Source organism: Megasphaera sp. An286 (genome assembly GCF_002163455.1).
GTDB lineage: Bacteria > Bacillota > Negativicutes > Veillonellales > Megasphaeraceae > Megasphaera > Megasphaera stantonii.
The window spans coordinates 44,163-69,028 of record NZ_NFIY01000004.1 but is presented as its reverse complement, the minus strand read 5'-3'; the positions used below and the strand labels follow the sequence as shown (position 1 = coordinate 69,028).

Annotated in this window: 20 protein-coding genes and 1 tRNA gene; all 21 read right to left on the bottom strand. The window is 55.0% G+C overall.

Translation table 11 applies throughout. The annotated features are described in order from the left end of the window. Positions 1 to 30: 30 nt before the first annotated feature. The 21 genes from B5F80_RS03200 to B5F80_RS03100 all read right to left on the bottom strand — a co-directional run bounded on the left by B5F80_RS03200 (position 31) and on the right by B5F80_RS03100 (position 24,844). On the bottom strand, positions 31 to 387 hold the full coding sequence (locus B5F80_RS03200; RefSeq protein ID WP_087477373.1) for a molecular chaperone Hsp90: 357 nt from the start codon (positions 385 to 387) through the stop codon (positions 31 to 33). A 109-nt stretch (positions 388 to 496) separates the two neighbouring features. Next, on the bottom strand, positions 497 to 1,216 hold the full coding sequence (locus B5F80_RS03195; protein WP_087477372.1) for a TraX family protein: 720 nt from the start codon (positions 1,214 to 1,216) through the stop codon (positions 497 to 499). 54 nt (positions 1,217 to 1,270) lie between these two features. Continuing rightward, a complete protein-coding gene (locus B5F80_RS03190; RefSeq protein WP_087477371.1) occupies positions 1,271 to 1,729 on the bottom strand; it encodes a low molecular weight protein-tyrosine-phosphatase in 459 nt (152 codons plus the stop codon). A gap of 235 nt (positions 1,730 to 1,964) precedes the next feature. Beyond that, complete coding sequence (locus B5F80_RS03185; RefSeq protein ID WP_087477370.1) at positions 1,965 to 2,621, bottom strand: TatD family nuclease-associated radical SAM protein; 657 nt, start codon at positions 2,619 to 2,621, stop codon at positions 1,965 to 1,967. Positions 2,622 to 2,634: 13 nt separating this feature from the next. Then, positions 2,635 to 3,462 carry a pyridoxamine kinase gene (locus B5F80_RS03180; protein WP_087477369.1) on the bottom strand — a complete coding sequence of 276 codons (828 nt, stop codon included), beginning with the start codon at positions 3,460 to 3,462 and terminating at the stop codon, positions 2,635 to 2,637. 16 nt (positions 3,463 to 3,478) lie between these two features. After that, on the bottom strand, positions 3,479 to 4,015 hold the full coding sequence (locus B5F80_RS03175) for an ECF transporter S component (RefSeq protein WP_087477368.1): 537 nt from the start codon (positions 4,013 to 4,015) through the stop codon (positions 3,479 to 3,481). Between the two features lie 205 nt (positions 4,016 to 4,220). After that, entirely contained in the window at positions 4,221 to 5,201 is a 981-nt protein-coding gene (locus tag B5F80_RS03170; RefSeq protein ID WP_087477367.1) for a Gfo/Idh/MocA family oxidoreductase, read from the bottom strand. Between the two features lie 9 nt (positions 5,202 to 5,210). Next, positions 5,211 to 6,032, bottom strand: a complete 822-nt coding sequence (locus B5F80_RS03165; RefSeq protein WP_087477366.1) for an MBL fold metallo-hydrolase — start codon at positions 6,030 to 6,032, stop codon at positions 5,211 to 5,213. 12 nt (positions 6,033 to 6,044) lie between these two features. After that, positions 6,045 to 8,504: a homocysteine S-methyltransferase family protein gene (locus B5F80_RS03160; protein ID WP_087477365.1), complete on the bottom strand. Its 2,460-nt coding sequence runs from the start codon at positions 8,502 to 8,504 to the stop codon at positions 6,045 to 6,047. A 36-nt stretch (positions 8,505 to 8,540) separates the two neighbouring features. Then, positions 8,541 to 10,673, bottom strand: coding sequence for an ASKHA domain-containing protein (locus tag B5F80_RS03155; RefSeq protein WP_087477364.1), 2,133 nt, complete (start codon positions 10,671 to 10,673; stop codon positions 8,541 to 8,543). 4 nt (positions 10,674 to 10,677) lie between these two features. Then, positions 10,678 to 11,505, bottom strand: coding sequence for a peptidoglycan editing factor PgeF (gene pgeF / locus B5F80_RS03150; protein ID WP_087477363.1), 828 nt, complete (start codon positions 11,503 to 11,505; stop codon positions 10,678 to 10,680). A gap of 70 nt (positions 11,506 to 11,575) precedes the next feature. Beyond that, positions 11,576 to 12,925, bottom strand: coding sequence for an MATE family efflux transporter (locus B5F80_RS03145; RefSeq protein ID WP_087477362.1), 1,350 nt, complete (start codon positions 12,923 to 12,925; stop codon positions 11,576 to 11,578). A gap of 115 nt (positions 12,926 to 13,040) precedes the next feature. Next, positions 13,041 to 14,210 (bottom strand): SLC13 family permease, encoded by a 1,170-nt coding sequence (locus tag B5F80_RS03140; RefSeq protein ID WP_087477361.1) that lies wholly within the window; start codon positions 14,208 to 14,210, stop codon positions 13,041 to 13,043. Between the two features lie 125 nt (positions 14,211 to 14,335). Next, a tRNA-Ala gene (locus B5F80_RS03135) sits at positions 14,336 to 14,411 on the bottom strand. A 327-nt stretch (positions 14,412 to 14,738) separates the two neighbouring features. Continuing rightward, positions 14,739 to 16,115: an amino acid permease gene (locus B5F80_RS03130; RefSeq protein WP_087477360.1), complete on the bottom strand. Its 1,377-nt coding sequence runs from the start codon at positions 16,113 to 16,115 to the stop codon at positions 14,739 to 14,741. A 135-nt stretch (positions 16,116 to 16,250) separates the two neighbouring features. After that, the gene (gene brnQ, locus B5F80_RS03125; RefSeq protein ID WP_087477359.1) at positions 16,251 to 17,579 is read right to left on the bottom strand and encodes a branched-chain amino acid transport system II carrier protein; all 1,329 of its coding nucleotides are present in this window, start codon (positions 17,577 to 17,579) and stop codon (positions 16,251 to 16,253) included. A 263-nt stretch (positions 17,580 to 17,842) separates the two neighbouring features. Beyond that, a complete protein-coding gene (cobD, locus tag B5F80_RS03120) occupies positions 17,843 to 18,922 on the bottom strand; it encodes a threonine-phosphate decarboxylase CobD (protein WP_087477358.1) in 1,080 nt (359 codons plus the stop codon). Between the two features lie 5 nt (positions 18,923 to 18,927). After that, positions 18,928 to 19,785: a hypothetical protein gene (locus B5F80_RS03115; protein ID WP_087477357.1), complete on the bottom strand. Its 858-nt coding sequence runs from the start codon at positions 19,783 to 19,785 to the stop codon at positions 18,928 to 18,930. Then, on the bottom strand, positions 19,785 to 20,729 hold the full coding sequence (cbiB, locus tag B5F80_RS03110; RefSeq protein WP_087477356.1) for an adenosylcobinamide-phosphate synthase CbiB: 945 nt from the start codon (positions 20,727 to 20,729) through the stop codon (positions 19,785 to 19,787). The genes B5F80_RS03115 and cbiB overlap by 1 nt, the downstream gene beginning before the upstream one ends. A 2-nt stretch (positions 20,730 to 20,731) precedes the next feature. Continuing rightward, positions 20,732 to 22,261 (bottom strand): cobyric acid synthase, encoded by a 1,530-nt coding sequence (locus B5F80_RS03105; RefSeq protein WP_087477355.1) that lies wholly within the window; start codon positions 22,259 to 22,261, stop codon positions 20,732 to 20,734. A 63-nt stretch (positions 22,262 to 22,324) separates the two neighbouring features. Further along, the gene (locus B5F80_RS03100; protein ID WP_087477354.1) at positions 22,325 to 24,844 is read right to left on the bottom strand and encodes an excinuclease ABC subunit UvrA; all 2,520 of its coding nucleotides are present in this window, start codon (positions 24,842 to 24,844) and stop codon (positions 22,325 to 22,327) included. Positions 24,845 to 24,866 lie beyond the last annotated feature (22 nt).

The window sequence follows — 24,866 nt, the reverse complement described above, 5'->3', positions numbered from 1 at the left end:
GATAGGTGTCATTTAGAAAACTATATTGAATTATAACAGGCTGTCTTTCTTTTCCAAAATTGCAGCAGCCGCCGAACAGGCCGGACAATCACAATATACAGCGCCCTTAGACTGAATGTCTCTGGCATGGGCTGCAATAGCTTTCGCCGTTTCTTCGCCGAAAACCTGGACGCCGCCGTCTGATTCAGCAAACTGGATCAGCATGTCGATCGGCATGATATCCCCTTCCAGCTCGGCAATATACTTCTTCGTTTCTTCCGCTTCCCGGTCTGTCCCAACGGCATCAAGCCAAGCCTGGGCCGCGGCTTTCGCTTCCTGGCTGCATGACGGGGCGGCCATAAGCGCATGCGTCTGTTCTACTACAAAATCCAATATTTGCTTATCCATATACGGCACCTCTTTCTATAACGGAATATCCTTACATATACATATTATACCACATCATAAAAGAGACAAAAGACAATTTACGCATATTATACAACAGCCAATCCCGGTATCATAGCCGAAGCCTTTGGACAATGCCGTACAAAATGGCTAAGTGAGCCGGATAATACAGGTAAAATATATATTTCCCGCCGTTCGTTCCGCGCCGGCCGTTATATAACATTAAAAGAGGCAGTGCCGCTAAGGAAAAGGCCTGAACGCCGCCCAGCTCCAGAGAAATACAGCACAGCCCGAACGTCAGAACAGCCAGTTTCTGCGTCCTCGTCGTTCCTAGCCAAATCATGACGGGCGTAACGGCGCCGCAAAACCCATAATCTATAGCAAAGCCCGGCACAAAGGAAGCATGACACAGAACATATAAGAAAACGAGGCCTCCTGCCGTTCCAAACATCGCCAGGCAAGCGCTCCGTCGGACCTGACGGTACTGCGTCACATAAGATAATCCGAAAATAAGGGCAATCGAACAGGCAAAGGTAATGAAAATAGATTGGTACAAATTACCATCGGCTATATAACTGACGACAGAGCACAGCAGTCCTACTCCCAAAACAGAAAGAAAGTATCGCTGCTTACGACGCGTATGAGCGCAGCCTTCGGCTATCATATAGGCAAAGATAGGATACGCTGCCCTGCCAATCATACGCAGCTCCATGCATCCGGGAAAGAAAAACACGCCTATATGATCGATGGTCATGGAAATCAAGGCCAGCCATTTCAGCGTCGTCCCGCTGATTCCGACACACAAACCGTCCCAACAGCTTACCTCCCGCATCTTCTTCCCTCCCTCATGAAAACATCAGCTTCACCATCGTCTCAAAGTTTCCACCTACTTATTCTGCAATATATACGCTAATAACGCCCGGCAGCCCATATCGACATCTTCATAGGTCTTATCGAAATTCCCCGTATACCACGGATCGGCCACTTCGCGGTCAAGACCGGCAAAGGACAAGAGAGAGTATACTTTGCCGTCATCGTCTGGCCCGCAAATGCGGCGAATTTCATAATCGTTTTCCCGGTCAAAGCCGACAATATAATCGTACGCCTCGTAATCGGCCTTGGTAATCTGCACGGCTTTGCGCTTCGTAAAAGGAATTCCCTGCTCGCGCAGTTTCTCCTTCGTTCCCCAATGGGTATCGTTTCCGATTTCTTCCCGGCTCGTCGCCGCCGAAGCAATATAAAACGAATCGGCAAACCCCCGCTGCCGCACCAATTCCTTCATAACGAACTCCGCCATGGTAGACCGACAAATATTCCCATGGCAAACAAAAAGCACCTTTATCATCTATTCTCTCCTCCTGAAGTCAGCATATTTCTTTGAAAATATTGAACCGTTACTATAAGCTGCTGCACGTATTGAGAATAGCATATCATATTTCTGATTGTCAAACGATTGTCATTGCTATCTGTACTAAATATATTTTTCTACAAAATAATAATTTCCATACAAAAATACTGCCCGGCCGAAACCGAACAGTATATTGATTCTTAGATATATAAATTATGCAACCGGCACGTTTTTACGAGTCTTCGTAGACGCGCACGCGCAGTGTCAGGCCTCGTTCCTGGCATATGGCCCGGCATTTGGCGATTTCTTCGCTGTTTTCGACGTGATCGACGACGGTTAGGACGACGTTCGGCACGTATTGCTTGCATCGCTGGGCAAACTGCAGCATGGCGTCATAGGACTGTATGCCGAAGCGGCTGCGGGTCAATTCCAAATAGCGTTCCTTATTGGATGCGTTCAAACTGATAGAAATGGTATCGAGGAGGCCCTTAAAATCCGGTGCCGTATCGCGGCCATAGGACAGGTCAGACAGGCCGTTCGTATTCAGCCGCGTCAGCACATCGGAATGGGTCTGCTTTACATAAGCCAGCAAATTCTTTAAATCTTCCAGCCGTTCTGTCGGTTCGCCGAATCCGCAGAATACGACTTCGCCCACGTAGTCCCACGGCGCAGCGTCGAGCAAGGCCTGTACTTCGGCGACAGTTGGTTCTTTTTTAAGCCACAGCGTCGTTTCTTCGGCCATCTTCTTCATGCTGCGCAGACAAAAGGTGCACGAGCACGTGCAGCGGTTGGTCAGGTTCACGTATATAGCGCGTTTTCCTTCCGGCTGGCGTTTTAAGCTTTCTTCGAGAGTGATGTATTCTCCCTTGTCATAGGCATACACTATCATGAATTTTTCCTCCCTACTTCAATTCTGTCAAAAATTCTTCAAAAGCCAAGCCGCAGTTGTGCGGCAAGTCTAATTCTTCCGTGTATATCATGGTCTTAGTGATGAAATCGGCGGCCGTACGGACGGCTTCTGTCAGCGGACGGCCCTGCACGACGATGCCTGACACGATGCCGGCGAAAACGTCGCCCGTTCCCGATCGGTCGCTGCCGATTTTCTTTGTCTTCAGCAGCTGCGGCTCTGCGCCGCGTTCATAAATATAATTGCCGATGTCTTCCCCGCAGTGAATCCCCGTAATGACCAGTTTTCCCGGCCCTAACCCCGATAATGCTCCGGCCATATCGCGCAGCTCTGCCAGCGTGGTACGGCCATCTTCAGGATAAGGAATCTGTAAAAGTCGGCATGCTTCGGTCAGGTTCGGCGTGATGACATCGGCATAGGGCAGCAGATGCCGCATGCCGCGGCACAGTTCTTCTGTATACGAGGAATAGAGCTTGCCGTAATCCCCCATGACAGGATCGACGATGACCGTCGTGCCTTCCTTCTTAAAGTTCCGCAGAAAGTCCAGCACCAGCTTGATTTGCTGCACCGAGCCGAGAAATCCCGTCGATATGCCGTCAAAGGTCAAATTGTTTTCCTTCCAGTTTTCCATGTACGACTTCATCCGGTCCGTATAATCGTCGATGTAGTACGTCGGAAATCCCGTATGAACCGACAAGATCGCCGTCGGCAATACGCAGGCCTGTATTTTCAGCGCCGAAATGATCGGCAGCTCTACGGCGACGGAACAGCGTCCGTAGCCAGTCACGTCGTTGATCAAGGCAATTTTTTTCTGATGCTTCATACGCTACCTCGTTTCCCTAAAAACACGCCGCCGCCTTCTGCAATGCCGCTCCGACGGCCACGGCCGCCGCGACGTTGACAATGCCTTCGCCGATAAGTCCCGGCGTCATGAGCAAGCCGGCGCCGGCACTACCGTATAGCAAGGCGCCCGATCCGGCATAGGCAACGACCATCCACAACGCCGATACAGAAAAGGCCAGCAGCGTCCGCAGGGACAAGACCGAGAGACCTTCTCCCTTTGCCGGCATTGCAGCCATACGGAAAACTATCTCTACCATAACCCATTTAATGACCAGCGTCGGAACAATCCATACAGGAAATCCGCCTAACAAATCCGAAAAGGCCGAGCCGATAGATGCGGCGAATCCAGCCTGACGGCGCGGAAGAAACAGGATCAGCAGAAAAATAACGGCGTCGCCTAAGTGTGCATAGCCAAAGGGAATGGGAATACGCGCCATAAACGTCATCATAAATACGACAGTCATACAAACGGCAGTCATGCAAAGTGATTTTGTCGAAACAGGTTGTTGTCTTCTTGTTGTATGCGAATACATAACGCATCCTTCCTTTCGGTCTCGACGCCGGCACAAGACGATGTTCTTTAATCTGTACCTAATTTTATTACAATAAAACACCACAGTAAATAGGACAGATTGCGTTTTTTCTGTCAAATCACTCAGACATTCCCATATTTTTTGTTTTTGCTGCCAAAAAGCATACAAAAAAAGGCCCTGATCAGAGCCTTTTTCATGAATATCGTTATACTTCTTCGGGATAAGTCAATCCCCATTGCCGCCGCAGCGTCGTCATGGTTTCCATCACGTCGGCCGTATACTGCAAATACATGGCGTTGCCTTCGCCTGCTGCGGCTTGCTCCATGTGCAGGATTTCATAACATAAAGCCATGTCCGTATAGCCAGCCTCTATGATTTCCTGGCGGCCGTCATCTGTATACGTAACGACAGCCTTACTGCCGCGGGGATAATCATAGATTTCTATATATCCCCTGTCGAAAACAGCCGTGCCCCGCTTAGGCTGCTTGGCGTGAAGCGATAAAGATAACACGGCCATTTCTCCCGCTTCATTCTGCAGGAGGATACTGGACTGCTCGTCTACGCCGCTCGGCGCTAAGGAGACCTGCGAGAGGACCTGCGTCGCCTTGGACGATAAAAACCAGCGGGCAAAGGACAAGGCGTACACGCCGATGTCGAGGAGCGCGCCCCCAGCCAGTTCCTTACTGAAAAAGCGATTGGTCATATCGTACGGCTTATAGCTGCCGAAGCTGGCCTGCACCAGGCGCAGCCGGCCTAACGCTCCCCCTTCGAAGCGCTTCCGCAGTTCTTCATACAAAGGCATGTGATATAATGTCATGCCTTCGGCTAAAATGCAGCCATTTTCCTGTGCCGCTTCCATGGCCTGGTTCAGCTCGCCGCTGTTGAGGGTAATGGCCTTTTCACATAAGACGTGCTTTCCCGCTTGCAGCGCCGGCAGGATGTATTCGATATGACGATTATGGGGCGTGGCGATATAGACGATGTCTACGTTGGGATCGTGCGCCGCGTCTTCCGGCCGGTCGTACACTGTTTCTATGCCGTACTGCCAGGCAAAGGCTACGGCCTTCTCCCGGGTCCGGTTCCCTACGCCATATATGCGGCCGCCGAGGCGTTCCGCACCTTGGGCAAATTCATGGGCGATAGTACCGCAGCCGATTATCGCCCAGTTATACCGCAGTTGATTCATGACGACCTCCTATACCCATTCCAACGCCAAATTTACGCCGGCTTCCCTGACCGGCACGACGTCGGCTAAGGCACACTTCGACGGGAAATCACAGCAGTGGGCAGCGTAGACGACGCCGGGCTGAAGGGCCTTAAAATAGGCGACGGTCTGCTCCAATACATCTGGATCCGGATTCATCAAATGGAATCCGCCGATGACGGCGGCAATCCGCTCGTCCCGGCAGACGCGCTTAGCCTGCTCGATAATATTGCAGATACCGGCATGAGAGCAGCCGGCAATGACGACCAGCCCCTCTTCCGACCGATAGGCCAGCGCCGTGTCGTCGCAAACGAAATCGCTTTCCCACTGTCCGCCGACCTTCGTCTTGCCGATAGGATGATGTCCTTCGAAGGAATTGGTCTTTTCGATTTCTCCCAAATACGCCAGCTTAGGGCTGAGCCACAAGGGCTTCTTTTCCAGGCGCAGGGCGAAGACGCCTGAAAGGGCTTCAGCCGTCATGGGCGAGCCGATGTCCAGCGTCCTGACGCGCTTGGGCGCAAAGGCTGCCGGATGGGCCAGCAGGGGCACGCCGTAGCGTCCCAGCTTCTCATACCACTCATTCAGGTACAGCAGGCCTCGCGTGTGGTCGTTATGGCCGTGAGAAATGATGACGCCGTCGAGGGCATGCATCGGCAGGGCCATGGCAAAGGCATTTTTCAGGAATATATCCGAATAGCCGGCGTCAAACAGCCAAGTCTTGCCGTCTTCTTCCAAATAGTAGGAAAGGCCGGGCTCACCGACGTAGTACTGGTCGATAAAGGTATAATTGTCTACTAATATTCGCAGCTTCACAGGCGTTTCCTCCTAACAGGACAACAAATCCGACACGAGCTTGACGCAGTCCGCCGCATCCTTCGAATAGCCGTCGGCGCCGATTTCGTCGGAAAAGCTGGCCGTTACGGCGGCCCCGCCGATGATGATCTTGCCGCCGTAGCCCTTCGCCGCCGCTTCGGCGATGACGTCCTTCATGCGCATCATCGTCGTCGTCATCAAGGCCGATAAACCGATAATCGAAGCCTTTTCTTCCAGCGCCGCGGCGACGATGGCCGAAGCGGGCACGTCTTTTCCCAAATCAACGACGCGGTAGCCGTAGTTGCGCAGCATCAGGCCGACGAGGTTCTTGCCGATGTCGTGGACGTCGCCTTCTACCGTCGCGATGACGACCGTAGCCGATTCTTTCTGGCCTTTCCTTTCAATAAGCGGCTCGAGCAGGGCAATAGCCCGTTCCATAGCGCTGGCACTGGCGATGAGCTGGGGCAGGAAATACACCTGCTGGTTGTACAGCTCGCCGACGCGGTTAATGGCCGGAATCAGGAGCTCGTCGATAACCTGCTCCGGCGACATGCCCCGAGCCACGGCTTCTTCAGCATAGCGGACAGCGGCGTCGCGTTCCCCATCGAGGACGGCTTGATATACTGGATCGGCAGCCGCTTTGTCGGAAGAGAGGATGGCAGCTTGCCCTCCAGTTGCCTGAGAGCGTTGTGCCGTTTCCGCTTCCTGCCGTTTCCGCTCTTCTTCCTTTGCGGTAAAATACTGCATCCGCTTGATATACGCCATATCGCCGCCCTCTTTATTCATGAGCATATTCGATGCCGCGGCGACGTTCATGAGCATGTCCTGCGACGGATTGGCAATCGCCATAGTCAGGCCGCTGGCAATCGCCATCGCCAAAAAGGTCATGTTGACGTAGGCCCGGCCAGGCAGGCCGAAGGAAATATTGGATAAGCCGCATACCGTCGGCAGGGCCAGGCCGTGTTTGCAGTGGACAAACGTCGCCAGGCAGTCGAGGGCCGCCGTCGGCGCCGCGCCGACAGTGGCGACTAACCCGTCTACGACGATATCTTCTTTCGTAAAGCCCTGGGCGTAGGCCTCCGCCAGCAGAGAATCCAATACGGCATGCTTTTCTTCCAACGTAGCGGGGATGCCTTCGTCCGACAGGGGCAGGGCGATGAACATGGCTCCGTATTTTTTGGCAATCGGCAGGAGCTTGTCGATCTTCTCCCGTTCAAAGGAAATAGAATTGATCAGGGCACGGCCGGGATATATGCGCAGCGCTGCTTCAATGACCTCAGGATAGCTCGAGTCGATGCTCAGGGGCAATCCCGATACGGCCGTGATTTCATAAATAGCCTTGACCATCATAGCCTTTTCGTCGATGCCGTTCGTGCCCATGTTGACGTCGAGAATCGCCGCGCCGTTCTGTTCCTGTTCCCGGGCCATTTGGCGGACTAACGACAGCTTCCCTTGGCGCAGTTCCGCCTGCAGGGCCTTCTTCCCCGTCGGATTGATGCGTTCGCCAATAATCTGAAAGGGCCCGGATAAGGAAATTTCCGTTACCTGCCGTTCCGAGGCCAGTACACGGCGGCGTACGGCCCGAATCGGTCGGGGCGGCATATCCCGCACGGCGCCGCTCAAAGCCTTGATGTGTTCCGGCGTCGTGCCGCAGCAGCCGCCGACGATGCGGGCCCCCGCTTCGACGAGAAGTTTGCCGTCGCGGCCAAATTCTTCCGGCGTCATGCGATACACTGTCCGGCCGTCTTCCAATTCCGGCAATCCAGCGTTAGGCTTGGCCAGCAAGGGAATATCAGCGTAATCGTACATCGTCCGAATCATAGCTGCCATGTCTTCCGGTCCCGTCGAGCAGTTCACCCCGACGGCGTCGACGCCGAGAGACTGGAGCACGACGACGGCTGCTTCCGGCGGCGTACCGTACAGGGTGCGGCCGTCTTTTTCAAAGGTCAGGCTGGCCATAATCGGCAAATCGCAGATTTCTTTAATGGCCAGCACGCAGGCCCGCGTCTCCTGGAGACTCATCATCGTTTCGACAATAAACAAGTCGACGCCGCCGTCATACAAGGCCTTCGCCTGCTCTTTATAAATAGATACTAATTCGTCAAACGTCAGCTCGCCCATCGGATAGAGCTGCTGCCCCGTCATCGTCATGTCGCCGGCAACATAGCCCTTGCCCTGGGCCGCTTCCTTGCAGAGGGCGACGAGTTCTCCGTTTATCTGCGTCAGCTTGTCTTCCAGACCATATTCGGCCAGCTTCAGCCTGTTTCCCGTAAAGGTCGGCGCATAGAGGATCTGCGTCCCTGCCTCCACGAAGCGGCGCTGCAAATCCAGCAGGGCTTCCTTATGTTCCAATATCCACTGCTCCGGGCATACGCCGACAGGCATGCCGGCTTGCTGCAAATTCGTCCCCGTCGCCCCGTCCAGGACTACGATTCCCTGCTCCAGCAGGCGGCGAAATTCTTCTCGTGTCATTTTCATTACCCCTTATATATACATAACGCCGCAGCGTTAAAAATTCATGTGTTCGATGTATGCCGACTGAAAAAAGTCATTATTGGCCAGTATGACCTCGCCGGCATGACGGCAGATTTTCTTCATATCGTCCAAAACCGATTCGTCTGCCAGTACGGCGGCAGCGCCGGCCAGGGACGTATTGCCGGCCGCTGCCGTCTTATGAACCAGCTGCGGCGGCAGCAATCCAATGGCCGCGGCCTTGGCCGGCTGCAAATAATAGCCGAACCCTCCGGCAATATACACGCGGTCTATATCTTCGTATGTCATCCGGCCTTCGCAGAGAAGTGTCTCTATACCGGCACGGATGGCGCTTTTCGCTAACTGAATCTCGCGGATATCCTTCTGCGTCATGACGATTTGCTCACAGTCCAGCGTCGTCGCCAAAGGAAAGCCCCGCCGAAAATACGGTTCCTTCAGCTTGCCCGTCATATCGACAAGACCTGTTTCAATGAGGCCCGCCAGGGCCTCGATAACGCCGGTGCCGCAAATGCCGACAGGCGGCGCGCCGTCAATAGTCCGCACCTTCGGCCAGACGCCGTTCATCGTTACACCGCAGATGGCCCCAGGCACACTGGCCGTTCCCCATTGCAGGCTTCCCCCTTCCAGAGCCGGGCCGGCAGCCGTCGCCGTCGTCAGGAGGCCTGCTTCGCTGCGCAGAACCATTTCGCCGTTCGTCCCTAAATCGATCAGAAGCGTTGTTTCTTCCGGCTTCATGAGGCCGCAGGCCCAAATGCCGGCCGTTATATCAGCCCCTACATAGGTGCTGATGCAGGGGAGCAAGGCGACAGGCTGATTGGAAAACCCGTCGTACTCGCCGAATACGTCCTTCCACGAGTACCAATCTCCGCCCAAAGATACGGGACGAAACGGCCAGGAACCTAACCCGCCGCAGTCCCAGCCCATCAGCAAATGGAGCATCGTCGTGTTGCCGGCAACGGCAGCCTTCAGGCAGCGGTCTTTGGCCTGGGGATAGGCATTCCACAGCTGACGAAGCATCTGCTGCAAATCATGGCAGACGGCCTTGCGAAGCTGCGGCCCCTTGCCATTCTTCGCCGCCTGTATGCGGCTGACGACATCGGCGCCGAAGACCCGCTGGCTGTTGGCCGCCGTAATCGTATGAACCGTGCGTCTTGCCGTCGTATCTACCAGGGAAAGGGCCAGCGTCGTCGTGCCGATATCGACGGCCAGGCTGTACGAGTGCCCGATATCCGCTTCATAATCGTCGCCGTCGCGGCCAAGAGCCGCCAGAACTCCGCGGTTTCTTTTAGGAATCACAATCTGCACGTCTTCTGACGGCACGGCTTTGCAGGCCAGCCGCCAGCCGGCAGCCAAATCAGCAGGCGTAAACAGTTCGCGGTCCTCCGGCGATACGGCGACCGTCCCTTCTGCGACGCGGACGCGGCATTTTCCGCACCGGCCCGTTTCACCGCAGGGAAAGCTGTCCATATATCCCTGCTGCCGCAGCCATCGGCTGATACGCATGCCCTTGGGACAACGAATATACTCTTCCTGCGTCTCTTCCTTCCGCAAGGCACAGGACGCATTGCCGCAGCGCCGGCAATCGTGTTCTATATGAAATACGTCCGGGTCATCTGTCAATTCATATAAAATTGCCATGGATTTCTCGGGCTGCAGCATACGATGCTCCGTCAGGGTCACGCCTAAGGTACGTCCAGCTTCGACGGCCTGCACCGCCTGTTCCTGCAGGGAAAAGCCGCAGTCCACGCCGGCCTCATGCCGACTGGCAATGCCGCAGCCCTGTTCACGGCAAATGCTGCGTATCGTTTCACCCAGCTGTTTCTCAAAAGAAAACAAGCAGCTGTCCGCCATCGCGCTGAACAGGACGGCTTCCGAATACTCCTTGCGGGCGACGTACATAGCGGCCTGGCGGCTTACGGCAGGCCCTGCGGTCAGGACGGCATACAATCCCCTGCGGCCCTGTCCGTCGTCGGCAAAGGCCAGGGCGGCTTTCGGCCGGACAGCCTGACGGACGGGGCGTTCCAGCTCGGCGAATAAGGCCTTGCCCTGGGCCTGACTGGCTGCGTCCGTTCCATATCCGGCCAAGGCCAGGGACGTAGCAGCGTCAGGCCGAATATCTCGTCCTGCAATGATGCGAATATCCTTCACGGCCTCAGTCTCCTTCGTTCCACATGATAACCGCCATATGGCGACCCGTCTGTTCGCCGGCCTTGCTGGCTTTTCGGTACGAGAAAAAGAGGTCGTCGCGGCAATAGGTGCAAAGGCCTGCATCTTCCAAATGCTCCGCCCGAATGCCGGCGCGCAGCAAAAGCAGCCGATTCGCCTTCGGCAAATCGAAATAGTATTTATTCCCTGCCGGCCGGGTCAGTTCTTCCATCTCCAGGGGAGAAAACAGCTTGGCAAATGCATCGACGACTTCCTGCCCTACTTCAAAGCAGCAGGGCCCGATAGCCGGCCCTATGGCAGCCAGCACGTCATCCGGCTTCGTGCCGTAGGCCTCGCCCATGCGCCGCAGCGTCTCTGCCGCGATGTTTCCCGCCGTTCCCCGCCAGCCGCCGTGACTTACGGCGACAGCATGGTGCACGGGATCGCAGAACAGCAAGGGCGTGCAATCGGCGAAATTCATCGTCAGCGGCACGCCGGCTTCATCGCTCATCAGGCCGTCGCACGACGGAATTGCGCTCTCCCGCTCCAAGGCCCCCCGGCCCCGGTCGGCTCGTCCGGCCTGAACGACGTTGACGCCGTGTACCTGATTGCAGCAGATGATGTGTTCCGGCACGACGTGCAGGGCCGACAAATAGCGGCGGCGGTTTTCCAGGACATGCCGCGGATCGTCGCCGCTGGAAAAGCTCATGTTGAGAGATGCAAAGGGAGCGCCGCTCACGCCGCCCTTCCGCGCCGATACGGCGGCGGTCACATTAGACAGCGCTTTAAATATATCAAAGGTAATATAAAAAATACCGTTTTTTTCTTGCAGCATCGCAGTTCCTCCTTGCTGACATACAAGTGACATCGTTACCATTATACAGAAAAATACCTGAAAAAACCAGCTATTTACCTGCCTTCCCCATGGCAGCCGACGCCGTTCTCCTGTAGATGAAGAAGGCCAGCAATGCCGCAACGCCTTCCGCTATCCAAAAGCAGTGCCAAATGCCGTCGGGGCCCCACAGGCTGACACAGACAAACGCTGCCGGAATGATGACGACGACGTAGCGCAGGAGGGAAATCAGCAGGGACGGTACGCCCTTCCCCAGTCCTTCAAGAGCTCCCGACGCCGTAACGGATAGGGCCGACACGATAAAGCCGCAGCTGATAATGCGCAGGGCCGACGCTCCGAGGCGTATCGTTTCGGGATTTTCCGTAAACCAACCTATGAGTACATCTGGAACAGCAAAGCAGACAACGGTTCCGCCGATCATGATGAGGCTGTTCAGCCCTAACGTCGTCCTATACAACGCGCCAACGCGGCCGTATTCCCCAGCGCCGAAGTTATAGCCGATAAGGGGCCGCACGCCTTGAATGATGCCGTTGGACGGCATATACAGAAAGGTCTGGAGCTTATAGTAGATGCCGAGGATGACGACGTATATCGGCGAAAAGGGCGCCAGCATGCCGTTGAGAGCCGATACGAGCAGCGACGGCAGGCCCATATTGAGCACGGCGGGAATGCCGATGCCGTAGAGCCGCTTATCCAGCAGGGGATTCCATACTAAATAAGCCGACGAAATACGTACCTGCAGAGGCTTATACCGGCATACGGCAAGGTATACGGCCAGCGACACGGTCTGCCCCAGTCCCGTCGCCCAGGCCGCGCCGGCAATCCCCATAGCCGGAATGGGGCCGAAACCGAAAATCAAAATGGGATCGCCGACAATATTCGTCAGACATCCGCAGATAAGGGCTATCATCGTCACATTCATCCTGCCGACGGCTTGAAACATCTTTTCATAGGCCAGGCCGATGGTCAATATCGTAGAAAATCCAAAGACAATATAGGCATAGGTTAACCCCATGGATACGACAGCCTCGTCGTCGGTAAACATGCGCAGGAAAGACGGAATCAGGGCGAAGGTCACGGCTGTCAGCACGACGCCGTGGACGACGGACAGTACCATGCCGTGCGTCGCCGCCGTATGGGCCGTATCGTTCTGCTTAGCTCCCAGGCAGATGGAAATGACCGCATTCAGGCCGACGCCGAAGCCTATGCTCACGGCGTTGACGAAGTTCTGCATGGGAAATACGAGTGATACCGCAGTCAGGGCATCTTCGCTGATCATGGCGACAAAAAAGCTGTCGATAATGTTATATAATGAATTGACGATCATTGATACGACAGCCGGCAGCGACATAGACGCGATGAGCGGCAACATCGGTTTCTCTTTCATAAAGGTTTCGTTCATACAATTACCTCCTACACGCAAAAAAGCCGCACGACTGCATGACGACAATCGTGTGGCTAAAAGATGACAATGTCCGGAAAAGTCCACAGATGACTTTTAGTAGATTCGTATTGAATTAGATAAAAACGCTTTCCATTGCCAAGACAGCGGCTAAAAACACGACGTTTGCCGCCGTGAAAAAGGCCAAATACCGCAGAGGACGGCAATGAGCTGTTCCTAAGTAGGCCTTAAAAGAGATGATGCTGGCCATGGAAGCGATAATCGTACCCAAGCCGCCGACGTTGACGCCCAGCAGCAGTTCCCGCGCCGCATCCGTATAGGGAGCGAGAAGAACGACGGTCGGCACGTTGCTCAAAACCTGGCTGAGCAGAAGGGACAGCATAAATTCATGGCCCTGCAGCAGCTGGGCCGGGCCAGCCGCCATAATCGGCAGACGGCCGATATTGCCTACGCCGATAAATAAAAAGATGAACAACAATAGCAGCTTGTAATCGACGTCGCGAAATACTCGTCTGTCCGCTAAAACCAAGGCCGGGCAGACGATAAGAAACATCATCAGCGGCGTGATCAGGCGCAGGACAGCCAAGATACACACGCCGAACAACAGGGCAAAGACCAGTCCCTTTCGCCGCCCCATCGTCGGCGCATCGCCGTCAGGCACGGAGACAGCCGTCTTGGGAATATAATACGTAACAGCCCACAGCAGCAGCCCGCTGAACGCCGTCAGCGGCCCCGTAATACGAAGAAATTCGGCTAAATTCATCTGATAATAGGAATAGATAAACAGGTTCTGCGGATTGCCGATAGGCGTCAATATACTGCCCATATTCGCCGCAATCGTCTGAAAGGTCAGGACAAACAGCAGCCGGTCTTCCATGCCTGCCGCTGAAAGCACGGCAATAGCCAGGGGCACAAAGATGATGAGCGACACGTCGTTCGTCACGGCCATAGAGAAAAAAAAGCAGCTGAATACGAAAAACTGCACGAGACGGCGCGCTGATACGGCTCCGGAAAACAAGCGCCCGTAGGCGTAAGTCAAGACGCCGCCGCGACGAAAGCCGGCAATAATCGCCATCAGGCAGAATAACGTCGCCAGCAGCGGCGCATTGATACTACCGACCAGCTGTTCCGGCGAAACGGGAACGGCAATCGTCGTCGCCAAGGCAAACAACGAGGCAATCGTCAAATCCGGATTTTGCCGCATATATAATTCTATCCGCTTCAGCGCGGCTATTCCCGGTATGGAAACCGATATGGTATTTCGTACTCGCTGCTGTACTTTCATACGGCTTGTCTTCCTCCCTGCAAGGTCTTCTCATAAGCTACTGTATTATAGCATGCCGCGCGGCAGAATGCCACTAGTTTCATGCATTTTTCCACAAAAAAAGACCCCGCTAAGGGTCTTTTTCATGGTGGAGATGAAGGGGCTTGAACCCTCGACCTCACGGATGCGAACCGTACGCTCTCCCAGCTGAGCTACATCCCCATGACATGTATTTATTATACAAGATTCATGGAGTTTTACAAGTCCTATTTTTAATTTTCCTGCCATTCCCTTAGCAAAAACGTCATTTCATAGCCTCACAATAGATCAAACGCTTGAAAACAGGAGAAAAAGAAAACGATACCATTACCTGCAAAGATAATCCTTTGAAAGGTACAGCTGCTCTAAACGGGCTGCACAAGGTTTCAAGGCTAGTGGTCTTACTTAGCCAAAAACACCGCATCGCACAGGACAACTGCAGGATGCGGTGTTTTCAGTTTTACAGATATATCCCTTGAAATGCAGTTTCTTCTGCCTTTTCCAACGGCTTTACTTGTTTAACGTACTGTGGCCATAGCCGTAAGCCAAGTAAATGACCAAGCCCAAAACCGACCAGATGGCAAACAGCACGAGCGTATGCCACGACAGCTGGGAAAAGACGAAGGCACAGAATATAAACCCTAAGGGAGCGATGACGTGCACCGCCGGGCAGCGGAAACCTCTCGGCTTGTCCGGGTATTTGCGGCGCAGAACGAGAATGCCGACGCACGAGCACAGGAAGGCGAAAATCGTACCGGCACTGCACGTTTCGGCGACGATATGAATCGGCGTGAATCCGGCGATGCAGGCAACGAGAATTCCGACGACAATCTGGATGATATACGGCGTGTGGAATTTCGGATGGACCTTATATAAACTCATGGGCATCAAACCGTCGCGGCTCATGGAATAAAGGGCCCGGCTCTGGGCATAGAGCATGCACAGCACGACTGTCGACAAGCCGCAGAATGCGCCGGTGCCAACGACAGCCGAGCCTAAATGCAGGCCGATGTATTCCAATACAAACGATGCCGGAGCAGCCGTATCCAGAAGGGGATACGGCACGACGCCGGTCATAGCGGCGCATACGGCGATGTACAAAATCGTACAGATAGCCAAGGCGGCGATGATGCCGATAGGCATATCCCGTTTCGGATTTTTCGTTTCTTCTGCCGCTGTAGACAAGGCGTCGAAACCAAGGTAAGCAAAGAACAACACAGCCGTGCCGGCGGCGACGCCGTGAATGCCGTACGGCAGGAAGGGCTGCCAGTTCGCCGGCTCAATATGGGGAGCCGCCAAAAACAGGAATACGAAAATCGTGCCGATTTTAATGTACACAAGAATACGGTTTACGCGGGTACTTTCCTTTACGCCGATTACCAGCAGCGCCGTCGTGACGAGTACGATAAAGGCCGCCGGCAGATTGATGAGGCCGCCTTCCGCCGGCACGGCCGTAAGCGCTTTAGGCAAATCGATGCCGCACGAATGAAGGATGCCAACAAAATATGCCGACCAGCCGCCGGCAACGGCGCTGGCCCCGACGGAATATTCCAAAATCAGGCTCCATCCTACCCACCAGCCGAATACTTCACCCAGCGACGCATAGGCATAAGTATACGAGCTCCCTGATACAGGAAGGAACGAGGCCAACTCCGAATAGGCCAGGCAAACGAAGGTACAGGTAACGGCTGCCAGCACGAAGGACAGCATCAGGCCAGGGCCGGCATATTTAGCAGCGCCAATGCCGGTCAGGACGAAAATCCCCGTCCCGATGATGATTCCCAACCCCATGAGGGTGATGTCGAACGCTCCCAAGGCTTTCGTCAATTTTTTTTCTTCCGTAGTCTCCATCAAATCTTCGAAGGATTTACGGCGCAAAATGTTCATGCTTTTTTCCCCTTTACACTACAAATTCAGCGTAATGAACAAAACAGCTCCTAAGAATTAGGATTCCTAAGAGCTGTTTTATTATGCTTGCCTAAGAGTATATCATGTCACTTGGCAGTTGACAACAAAATTTTCTTAACTTGCTTTAGATTTTACTGCGCCCTTCCAAATCAGGCCGATGATAAACCCGGCGATGGCAAAGGAAATCCAGCCCATACCGATGGAATGGAACGGAACCATCGTATTAAAGAATGTATCGATGCCGCCGAGGGAAATACCGGCAGTCTGCGTACCGGCGATGAGGGACGGAATAATCGTCAGGCCCATCGTCCAGGCGTATACGCACTGACGGCCGCCGAAGGACTTATGCAGGAACGTCAGGAATACGATGGCGACAACCTGCGGATAAATGAACATCAAAACGGGAATAGCCGCAACGATGATGGTCTTCAAACCGAACATAGCGACGCCGAAGGACCAAACGGAGAAAATCGTTACCCAGCCTTTATAGCTGATCTTCGGAATCAAGCGGTTGAAGTATCTCGCACAGGACGAAATCAGGCCGATAGCCGTGGACAAGCAGGCCAGCAATACGATGATAGCCAGGATGATAGCCCCTACGTCGCCGAAGAGGATCATAGCGCTCTTGGAAAGTACCGGCGCGCCCGTGTCCTGAATGCCGAATGCCATAACGCTGTCGGCGCCGATCTTGGAAATAAAGATGTAGACGAAAGCCAGGCAGCCGACGGCGATGATGCCGGCCTTAAATACTTCCTTCGTCACTTCTTCCGGCGTAGACGCGCCGTCTTCTACGACGAATTCTACGACCAAGATAGCGAAGATAAGCGATGCGATGGCGTCCATCGTGCCGTAGCCGTCGATGAAGCCCTGTACGGTCGCCAGCATAGGCGTCGCGTATTTTTCCGTCGCTTCAAGAGGCGTGCCGAGCGGCGTAATGAACGACTTAACGATAAGAACTAAAATGACAAACAGCAAGGTCGGCGTCAGAATCTTGCCGATACGGTCGACGAGCTTGCTCGGCGATACGGACAGCCACCACGAAACGACGAAGAAAACGACCAAGAATATGGTCATAACCATGTCGCTGCCGCCGTCAGACAAGAACGGACGAACGGCGATTTCATAGGAAACGCTGCCCGTTCTCGGCGTAGCAAAGCAAGGCCCGATCGTAAGCGATGAAATAACTGCGAAGAACAATCCGAACTTCGGATGCACGCGGCCTGCCAGCTCCTCCAAGTCTTTACAGCCCGAATAGCCGATAGCCAGTACGCCCAGCAGCGGAAGGCTAACGCCTGTCAGAACGAAGCCCAAAACGGCCCACCAGACGTTCACGCCTGCGTTCTGCCCCATAGATGCCGGGAATATCAAGTTGCCGGCGCCAAAGAACAAGGCGAACAGCATTAACCCGATAGCTACGGTTCTGTTTTGTTTCTTTTCTCCCATATGAATTCCTCCTAACCCTTTTAAATTTTTCGCTACATATAAATAAGGACGGGAATAAAGTGTAGCATACATTAAATAATTTAATCTTTGCGATTACGTTATCTAATCTATGATGTTATTGTATCATAAAATCAAAAAAAAATCATTTGCAAACCCTACTTTTAATGTTCTTCTAATTTTATTTTAATTTTAATTTAATAAATACGTGATTTTTGTAACTTATGTTGGGCAATAAAAAGACGGTAAAATTTAAATACCGTCCTTTAACTTTCAATAGAAACAACATGTTTAAGGGCTTTGCAAAGCATTTCATTCTCTTTCTCTGTCCGCACGGCGAGGCGAAAATAAAAGGGCGTCAGGCCAGGATAGTTAGCACAATCGCGAATTAGTATACCCTCGTTGCGCAACGCGGCGCCGATATGACAGGCTGTCAGTCCCGTTCCTGCAGCGTCGGTCAGCATAAAATTAACCGTCGGCGGCAGCGGCTCCAGCCCGGGTATGGCTCGTACTTTTTCGTACAAGCGCATTGCCGCATTCCGCACGTATTGTTGCGTTTTCTCCTGATACGCCCTGTCTTTCAGGGCGGCGATGCCGGCGGACTGGGCTAGGCAATTGACGTTCCACACATCCTTGTGCATTTCCAGCCGCCTGCGTTTCCCCTCCGGCACGACGGCAAAGCCCAGGCGCAGGCCGGGAACGGCGTAATATTTCGTAAGGGATTGTACGACGAACAGGTTGTCATACTGTTTTACCAGCGAACGGGCGGCGTACTGCTCGCTATCGCTGCGGAAATCGAGGAAGGACTCATCGACTATGACGTCTGTCCCGGCCTTCCGCGCCGTCCATACCAGGGACTCTATGTCGCTTGCCGGCGTCAGCGTCCCCGTTGGGTTATTGGGATTGCCGATCATAATGCAGTCTGCATTGCCGGCTTGCCGGCGCAATTCATCGACAGGCATGGCGAAGCCATCTTCACATTTCATATAGCAATAAATTACATCTGCCCTCGCCGCCAACGCCGCCCGCTCATATTCGTTAAAAGAGGGAACCGGAATCAGGACGCGCTTCGGCCGAAAGCAGTGCATGTACACGTAAAATAGTTCAGCCGCGCCGTTCCCCAGCAAAAGCTCGGCTTCCGGCACGGCGTAATAGCTGCTCAAAGCTTCCTTGAGCCGCCGTCCCTGCGGGTCTGGATAGTGGACGACGGTATCGATTTCCTCCGCAATCGCCGCGCGAACCGAGTCCGACAGGCCGAGCGGGTTGATGTTAGCGCTGAAATCCAGCCACTTCCCACCATCAATAGGTATATATATATTTCCGCCGTGTTCAAATCGTTCGGGCAAGGCCCTCATCTCCTCTCGATAGTCCATCCGCCGCCGCTTAACGAAGCCGCGCCCATATAGTCCGCCGCCAGCCGTTCCGCTGCGTATGGTCCCATGCAGTCGTCAAGCCATTGTAAAGAGCAACGTTCTGGAAACAGCAACCCGCAAACCGTGCCGCTGTGACCGATATTCACACCGACAGCTCCGAATGCCTTCCCTAGTTCCAGCAGCGCCGGCAGCTGCGGCTTACAGACGACGCGCTGATGGGCCAGGGCGCTGTGCGTTGCGGCAGCGCCCAGCTTTTCCGCCGTATATGGCGGCGTCAGCAGCGGCAGTATCTGCTCCGCGTCAATGCTGTACATCCTGGCGGCTTCATCGTACTGTTCATGAAAGGCCAGCGTATCGACGGTCCCACCCAAATCGAACATAGCAATAGCCAGGGCCGGCATGACGCCAAAAGAATGAAGTATGTTGCCGGTTTGATAATTTATTGCCACGATGCCGCGGCAGAATACGCCGTCTGTCGGCTCGATAGACGCGGCGATGGAGGCGATTTCCTGTTCCGTTATCGACCGTCCGCAAGCTGTTGCCGCAGCTACAACAACGGCCCCTATGTCGGCACTGCTCGACGCCATCCCCTTCCCTGCCGGCAGCTCCGACGTCACATACAGGCTGAACGGAAATTGACTGACGCCCAGATACTGCAGCGTTTTTGCCAAAGCGGCCCGCGATTTTTCCCCGGCGGCAATACATCTGAGGCCGTCGTCTTTGACAACGGCCTCGGCGCAGCGGTCGATAGGGCAGGTAATAAGAAAAGGTTCTCCATTGGCGTAGCCCTGCGCCAGCTCGCCGCACGAACCGGGAACGCGCACGATCAATTCCATCACGCCACCTGCCAGCAGTACCACGCCGTCAGCGCCGCCGCAGACAACGCAACGGCATACATGAGATGGACGGCCTGACGAATATGGCCGGGCCCCAGCTCGTGCCTGGGATCGCCCATATAGGCCCGGAAGGAAACCTTGCCGAAATAGGAATTATATCCGCCCAGCCGAATGCCTAACGCGCCGGCTACGGCAGCTTCTGCATAGCCCCCGTTCGGACTGGGGTGCTTGGACGCATCGCGCCGTACGATGCGCCACGCTCCCTTCCAGTCATAGCGCAGCAACGCGGCCATCAGGATGTACAGCAATGCGCCGATGCGGGCTGGTATGTAATTGAGCACGTCGTCCAGCCGGGCAGCAAACCGGCCGAAATACAAGTATTTGTCATTCTTGTAGCCAATCATCGAATCGAGGGTATTCGCCGCTCTGTAACATGCCGCCAGGGGCGCGCCGCCGAGGGCAAAAAAGAACAGCGGCGACAAAATACCGTCGATCGTATTTTCCGCTACCGTTTCGACCGTCGCCCGCACGACCTCGCCCTCGCTCAGGTTCTCCGTATCCCTGCCGACAATCCATCCTACCTTCGCCCGGGCGATGCGCAGGCGGTGATGAAGCAAATAATGACGGATTTCGTTGGCCGCCTGGGCCAGGCTGCGGGGGCAAATCGTCCAGAACAAGATAAATCCTTCGGCCGCATAGGATACATAGGCATTGTCTATATACGATATCCCCAGCATGACAGCGTAAACGATATCATATACGGCCAGCAGAACAATGATAGACAAGACCATGCCGGCAAGGAACTGCTCCTTTTTTCCTGCTGCCGAACGGTAAAATATCCGTTCCAGCCAAGCAATAAGCGACCCTATCAGCGCCACAGGATGTATTTTGACGCGCGGGTCGCCTAACAGCGTGTCGAACAGCAGCGCCCAGATAACCGCCATGATCAGTCCCTCCCAGCCATGATGCGCCGCAGCGTATCCATGTCTAAATGCGCGCGGACGACGGCAGCCAGCCGGTCGTAGCTCTTCTGCTTTTCCGCCCGGAAATTCCGCCGCACCGCTAAGGGCTGCAGTCCCTTCTGCCGCCGCAGGCAGTTGAGGAAATCCCGGCGGAAGGCGTCGTTGTCAAATATACCATGCATATACGTCCCCCAAACCAAGCCGTCGCGTCGCGCCGTGCCGTGCACGACATGGCAGGCCTGCTGAGACCGCTCCGTCACAACGATGGGGTGAAGCAGCCCTGCTTCGGTATCAGCCGTATGGCCCATATGGATTTCATAGCCTTCCAGCCCTTCCGCCGACAGCACCTGCCCTAAAAACGGCAGGCCGCAGCATTCGCCTTTGACCTGGGCCAAGGTCTTTCCGGCTGTAAAGGTCGTTTCTATGGGCAGCAAATCCAATCCTCCTATGTCTTCCGTCGACGACTCCGTATGCTCCGGGTCATAAATATACCGACCCAGCATCTGATATCCGCCGCAGATGCCGACGACGGGCGCGCCTGCTGACAGCACCTGGTAAAGGGATGACGCCATGCCGCTGTCTTGCAGCCAGGCCATATCCTCAATGGTATTCTTGCTTCCCGGGAGGATGACGACGTCGGGACGGCCCAGATCGGCCGCCTCGCGGACATAGCGCAGAGATACGTCCCCTTCGCCTTGAAGACTGTCAAAATCGGTAAAGTTGGAAATCTTCGGCAGGCGGATTACGGCAATATCCAGATCGCCTTCCTGTCTATCTGCCGGCTTATCCTCCAATGACACCGAGTCTTCGTCGTCAATGTTTAAATTTTCTATATAGGGAATGACGCCTAAGACGGGTTTGCCGGTCTTCTTCTCCAAAAAGTCTACGGCCGGGGCAAATAAGGATACGTCGCCGCGGAATTTATTGACGATGAGCCCCTTGACCAAATCCCGTTCGTCTTCCTCCAATAATGCGAGCGTACCTACCAAGGCTGCCAGCGAACCGCCCCGGTCGACGTCGGCTACGAGAAGGACCGGCGCATGCAGATATTTAGCTACGCGCATATTTACGATATCGTATGGTTTCAAATTTACTTCCGCCGGACTGCCGGCCCCTTCGATGACCAGAGTGTCATAGGCCTTTGTCAGGCGCGACAAGGCGTTCTGTACTGCCGAAAAGGCCTCCAAGGCATATCCATTATGGTATTCCTTAGCGGACATATTGCCTACGGACAGGCCGTCGATGATAACCTGGGAGCAGGAGTTTCCCGTAGGCTTGAGCAGGACAGGATTCATATCGACAGTCGGCTCCAATCCTGCCGCTTCGGCCTGCGCCACCTGGGCCCGGCCCATTTCCCGGCCGTCAGCCGTCACATAGGAGTTCAGCGCCATGTTTTGCGCCTTAAAAGGGACGACGCTCTTTCCTTCCTGCAGAAAAATGCGGCATAGTGCCGCGGCTAATACGCTCTTGCCGACATGGGAACTCGTCCCCTGCAGCATAATATATTCGGCCATGCCGTCATGCTCCTTTCCAATTTCATATCTATAAATTCATCAGCTTACTATTCGCCGCTCTGATTATAGCAAAGGGCGAAGATATCGTCCAGTCGCGCTCTGCGGAGCCGCCGCGATGTCTCCTGGCGTCCCTGCCGCTACAATGCGGCCGCCCTGCGCACCGCCGCCGGGACCCATGTCGATGATATAGTCGGCGTTGGCAATCATGTCCAGGTCGTGTTCGATGACGATTACTGTCGCTCCCTGGTCGATGAGGCGCTGAAAAATCGCAATGAGGCTGCGCACGTCCAAGGGATGCAAGCCAATCGTCGGCTCGTCAAAGACAAAGAGCGCCTCGTCCTGTCCCCTGCCGATTTCGGCGGCCAGCTTCAGCCGCTGGGCTTCACCGCCCGATAAGGCCGGCGTCGCTTCGCCGAGGGTCAAGTACCCTAGTCCTAAATCCACTAATGTCTGCAAGCGGTCGCGGACTTTTTTCACGTTCTTTACGGCTTCCAAAGCCTGTTCCACTGTCAGTGCAATCAATTCCGGCAGAGACAGCCCTTGGCCGCCGTCCTTTGCCGGACGTCTAATGGCTGCGGCTTCTTTGCCGTAACGCGAGCCGCCGCAGGCCGGGCAAGTCACAGCCACGTCGGGCAAAAACTGCACGTCCATCGTAATCTGTCCCGTGCCGTCGCAGGCCGGGCAGCGCAGCGAGCCCGTATTGTAAGAAAAGTCCTTCATGCCATAGCCCTTTTCCTTCGCTGCCGGCAGGGCCGCATAGACCCGGCGCAGGTCGTCCAGGACGTTGCTGTACGTCGCTACTGTCGAGCGGACATTTGCGCCGATCGGCGCGGCATCGATCAGGTGGACCCTTCGTATGCCGCCGCCTTCTATGGCCAGGACATGTCCTGGCAGAGGCTGCCCGTCGGCCTGACGCTGCAGCGCCGGTATCAGGCTTTCCAAAATCAGCGTCGTCTTGCCTGATCCGGACACGCCGGTCACAGCGACTAGCCTTCCTTTGGGCAGCGCGACGTCTAACGGCTGAACCGTGTGAATCGGCCCGGAAACCATGCGTATCGTTCCATGATCAAACATCGTTTCTTTATCAGCCCGCCGGCGCACAACTGGCGAGCCGCTCCCTGCAAGAAAGGGCCCGATGCGCGACGACGGATTCAGAGCTACGTCCTGCACCGTACCGGCGCAGACGAGGCGGCCGCCGTGCGCTCCGGCTCCAGGGCCCATTTCTATGAGCCAGTCCGCCGCTTTCAGGACCTGCACGTCGTGGTCTACGAGGACGACGGAGTTTCCATGTGCAGTCAGATCGCCCAGCATCCCCAGAAGGCCGTCGACGTTAGCCGGATGAAGACCGATAGACGGCTCGTCCAGCACGTACAGCACGCCTGTCGTACGGTTCCGAACAGCCCGGGCCAGCTGGACGCGCTGACGCTCGCCGGTAGACAACGTCGCGCCGGCCCGGTCGATAGACAAGTATCCCAGACCTAATTCCACAAGGCGCTTCGCCGTATGGAGAAATTGAGCCGCTATACTGTCAGCCATGTCTCGCAGCGATTCGGGCATAGCCGCCGGTACGGCCTGGACCCACGGGATAAGGGCATCCAGCGTCATCGCCGAGGCCTCACCCAAATCCAATCCGCAGAGGCGCGTCGACCGGGCCCGCTCGCTAAGGCGGGTGCCGCCGCAGTCGGGGCAGACGTCCTGCTTTAAAAATTTTTCTACGCGCTTCATACCCTTGTCGTCCTTGACCTTCGCCAATGCATTTTCTACGGTATACACGGCATTGTAATAGGTAAAGTCCAGTTCGCCGGCCTGGTTGCTGCTCTTCGCCTTATAAAAGATGTGCTTTTTAACTGCCGGGCCGTGAAAGACGATGTCCCGTTCCCTATCGGTCAGTTCCGAAAAGGGCACGTCTGTACGGACGCCCATAGCCCGGCACACGTCGGTCATAAGGGACCACATGAGAGAATTCCACGGCGCGACAGCTCCCTCGTCGATGGACAAGGATTCGTCGGGAACCAGCGACGCCTCGTCGACAGTCCGCACGATGCCCGTGCCGCCGCAGGTCCTGCAGGCTCCGCCGCTGTTGAAAGAAAAATCCTCCGCCGCCGGACCGTCAAATGCAACGCCGCATACAGGACAAACGAGCCTTTTCCCCATAGCCACGGCAGCCGACGGCTCTAAATAGTGGCCGTTGGGACAACGATGGCTGCCGAGACGGGAAAACAATAGGCGCAGGCTGTTCAGCAGTTCCGTCGCCGTGCCGAAGGTACTGCGGATACCCGGCACAGCCGGCCGCTGATGAAGGGCTAAGGCCGCCGGCACGTTTTCAATGCTGTCGATCTTCGCTTCCGCTGCCTGGGTCATGCGCCGCCTCGTATAGGCTGACAAGGCTTCCAAATACCGCCGCGACCCTTCGGCATATAATACGCCCAAGGCCAGCGACGATTTCCCTGAGCCGGATACGCCGGCTATGGCTACCAACTTCCCCAAAGGGATGTCTATATCGAGATTTTTTAAATTATGGACTCGCGCGCCCCGTATCTGAATGCAGTCGGGCGCCGCGCCCCCGCGTTTATTCTGTTCCATACCGTACAGCTATGCCTCCTTC

Excerpts from the sequence above, each read along its gene's own strand:
- B5F80_RS03200 (WP_087477373.1), bottom strand. The coding sequence starts at position 387 with ATGGATAAGCAAATATTGGATTTTGTAGTAGAACAGACGCATGCGCTT.
- B5F80_RS03195 (WP_087477372.1), bottom strand. The coding sequence starts at position 1,216 with ATGCGGGAGGTAAGCTGTTGGGACGGTTTGTGTGTCGGAATCAGCGGG.
- B5F80_RS03190 (WP_087477371.1), bottom strand. The coding sequence starts at position 1,729 with ATGATAAAGGTGCTTTTTGTTTGCCATGGGAATATTTGTCGGTCTACC.
- B5F80_RS03185 (WP_087477370.1), bottom strand. The coding sequence starts at position 2,621 with ATGATAGTGTATGCCTATGACAAGGGAGAATACATCACTCTCGAAGAA.
- B5F80_RS03180 (WP_087477369.1), bottom strand. The coding sequence starts at position 3,462 with ATGAAGCATCAGAAAAAAATTGCCTTGATCAACGACGTGACTGGCTAC.
- B5F80_RS03175 (WP_087477368.1), bottom strand. The coding sequence starts at position 4,015 with ATGTATTCGCATACAACAAGAAGACAACAACCTGTTTCGACAAAATCA.
- B5F80_RS03170 (WP_087477367.1), bottom strand. The coding sequence starts at position 5,201 with ATGAATCAACTGCGGTATAACTGGGCGATAATCGGCTGCGGTACTATC.
- B5F80_RS03160 (WP_087477365.1), bottom strand. The coding sequence starts at position 8,504 with ATGACACGAGAAGAATTTCGCCGCCTGCTGGAGCAGGGAATCGTAGTC.
- pgeF (WP_087477363.1), bottom strand. The coding sequence starts at position 11,505 with ATGCTGCAAGAAAAAAACGGTATTTTTTATATTACCTTTGATATATTT.
- B5F80_RS03145 (WP_087477362.1), bottom strand. The coding sequence starts at position 12,925 with ATGAACGAAACCTTTATGAAAGAGAAACCGATGTTGCCGCTCATCGCG.
- B5F80_RS03140 (WP_087477361.1), bottom strand. The coding sequence starts at position 14,210 with ATGAAAGTACAGCAGCGAGTACGAAATACCATATCGGTTTCCATACCG.
- B5F80_RS03130 (WP_087477360.1), bottom strand. The coding sequence starts at position 16,115 with ATGAACATTTTGCGCCGTAAATCCTTCGAAGATTTGATGGAGACTACG.
- brnQ (WP_087477359.1), bottom strand. The coding sequence starts at position 17,579 with ATGGGAGAAAAGAAACAAAACAGAACCGTAGCTATCGGGTTAATGCTG.
- B5F80_RS03115 (WP_087477357.1), bottom strand. The coding sequence starts at position 19,785 with ATGGAATTGATCGTGCGCGTTCCCGGTTCGTGCGGCGAGCTGGCGCAG.
- cbiB (WP_087477356.1), bottom strand. The coding sequence starts at position 20,729 with ATGGCGGTTATCTGGGCGCTGCTGTTCGACACGCTGTTAGGCGACCCG.
- B5F80_RS03105 (WP_087477355.1), bottom strand. The coding sequence starts at position 22,261 with ATGGCCGAATATATTATGCTGCAGGGGACGAGTTCCCATGTCGGCAAG.
- B5F80_RS03100 (WP_087477354.1), bottom strand. The coding sequence starts at position 24,844 with ATGGAACAGAATAAACGCGGGGGCGCGGCGCCCGACTGCATTCAGATA.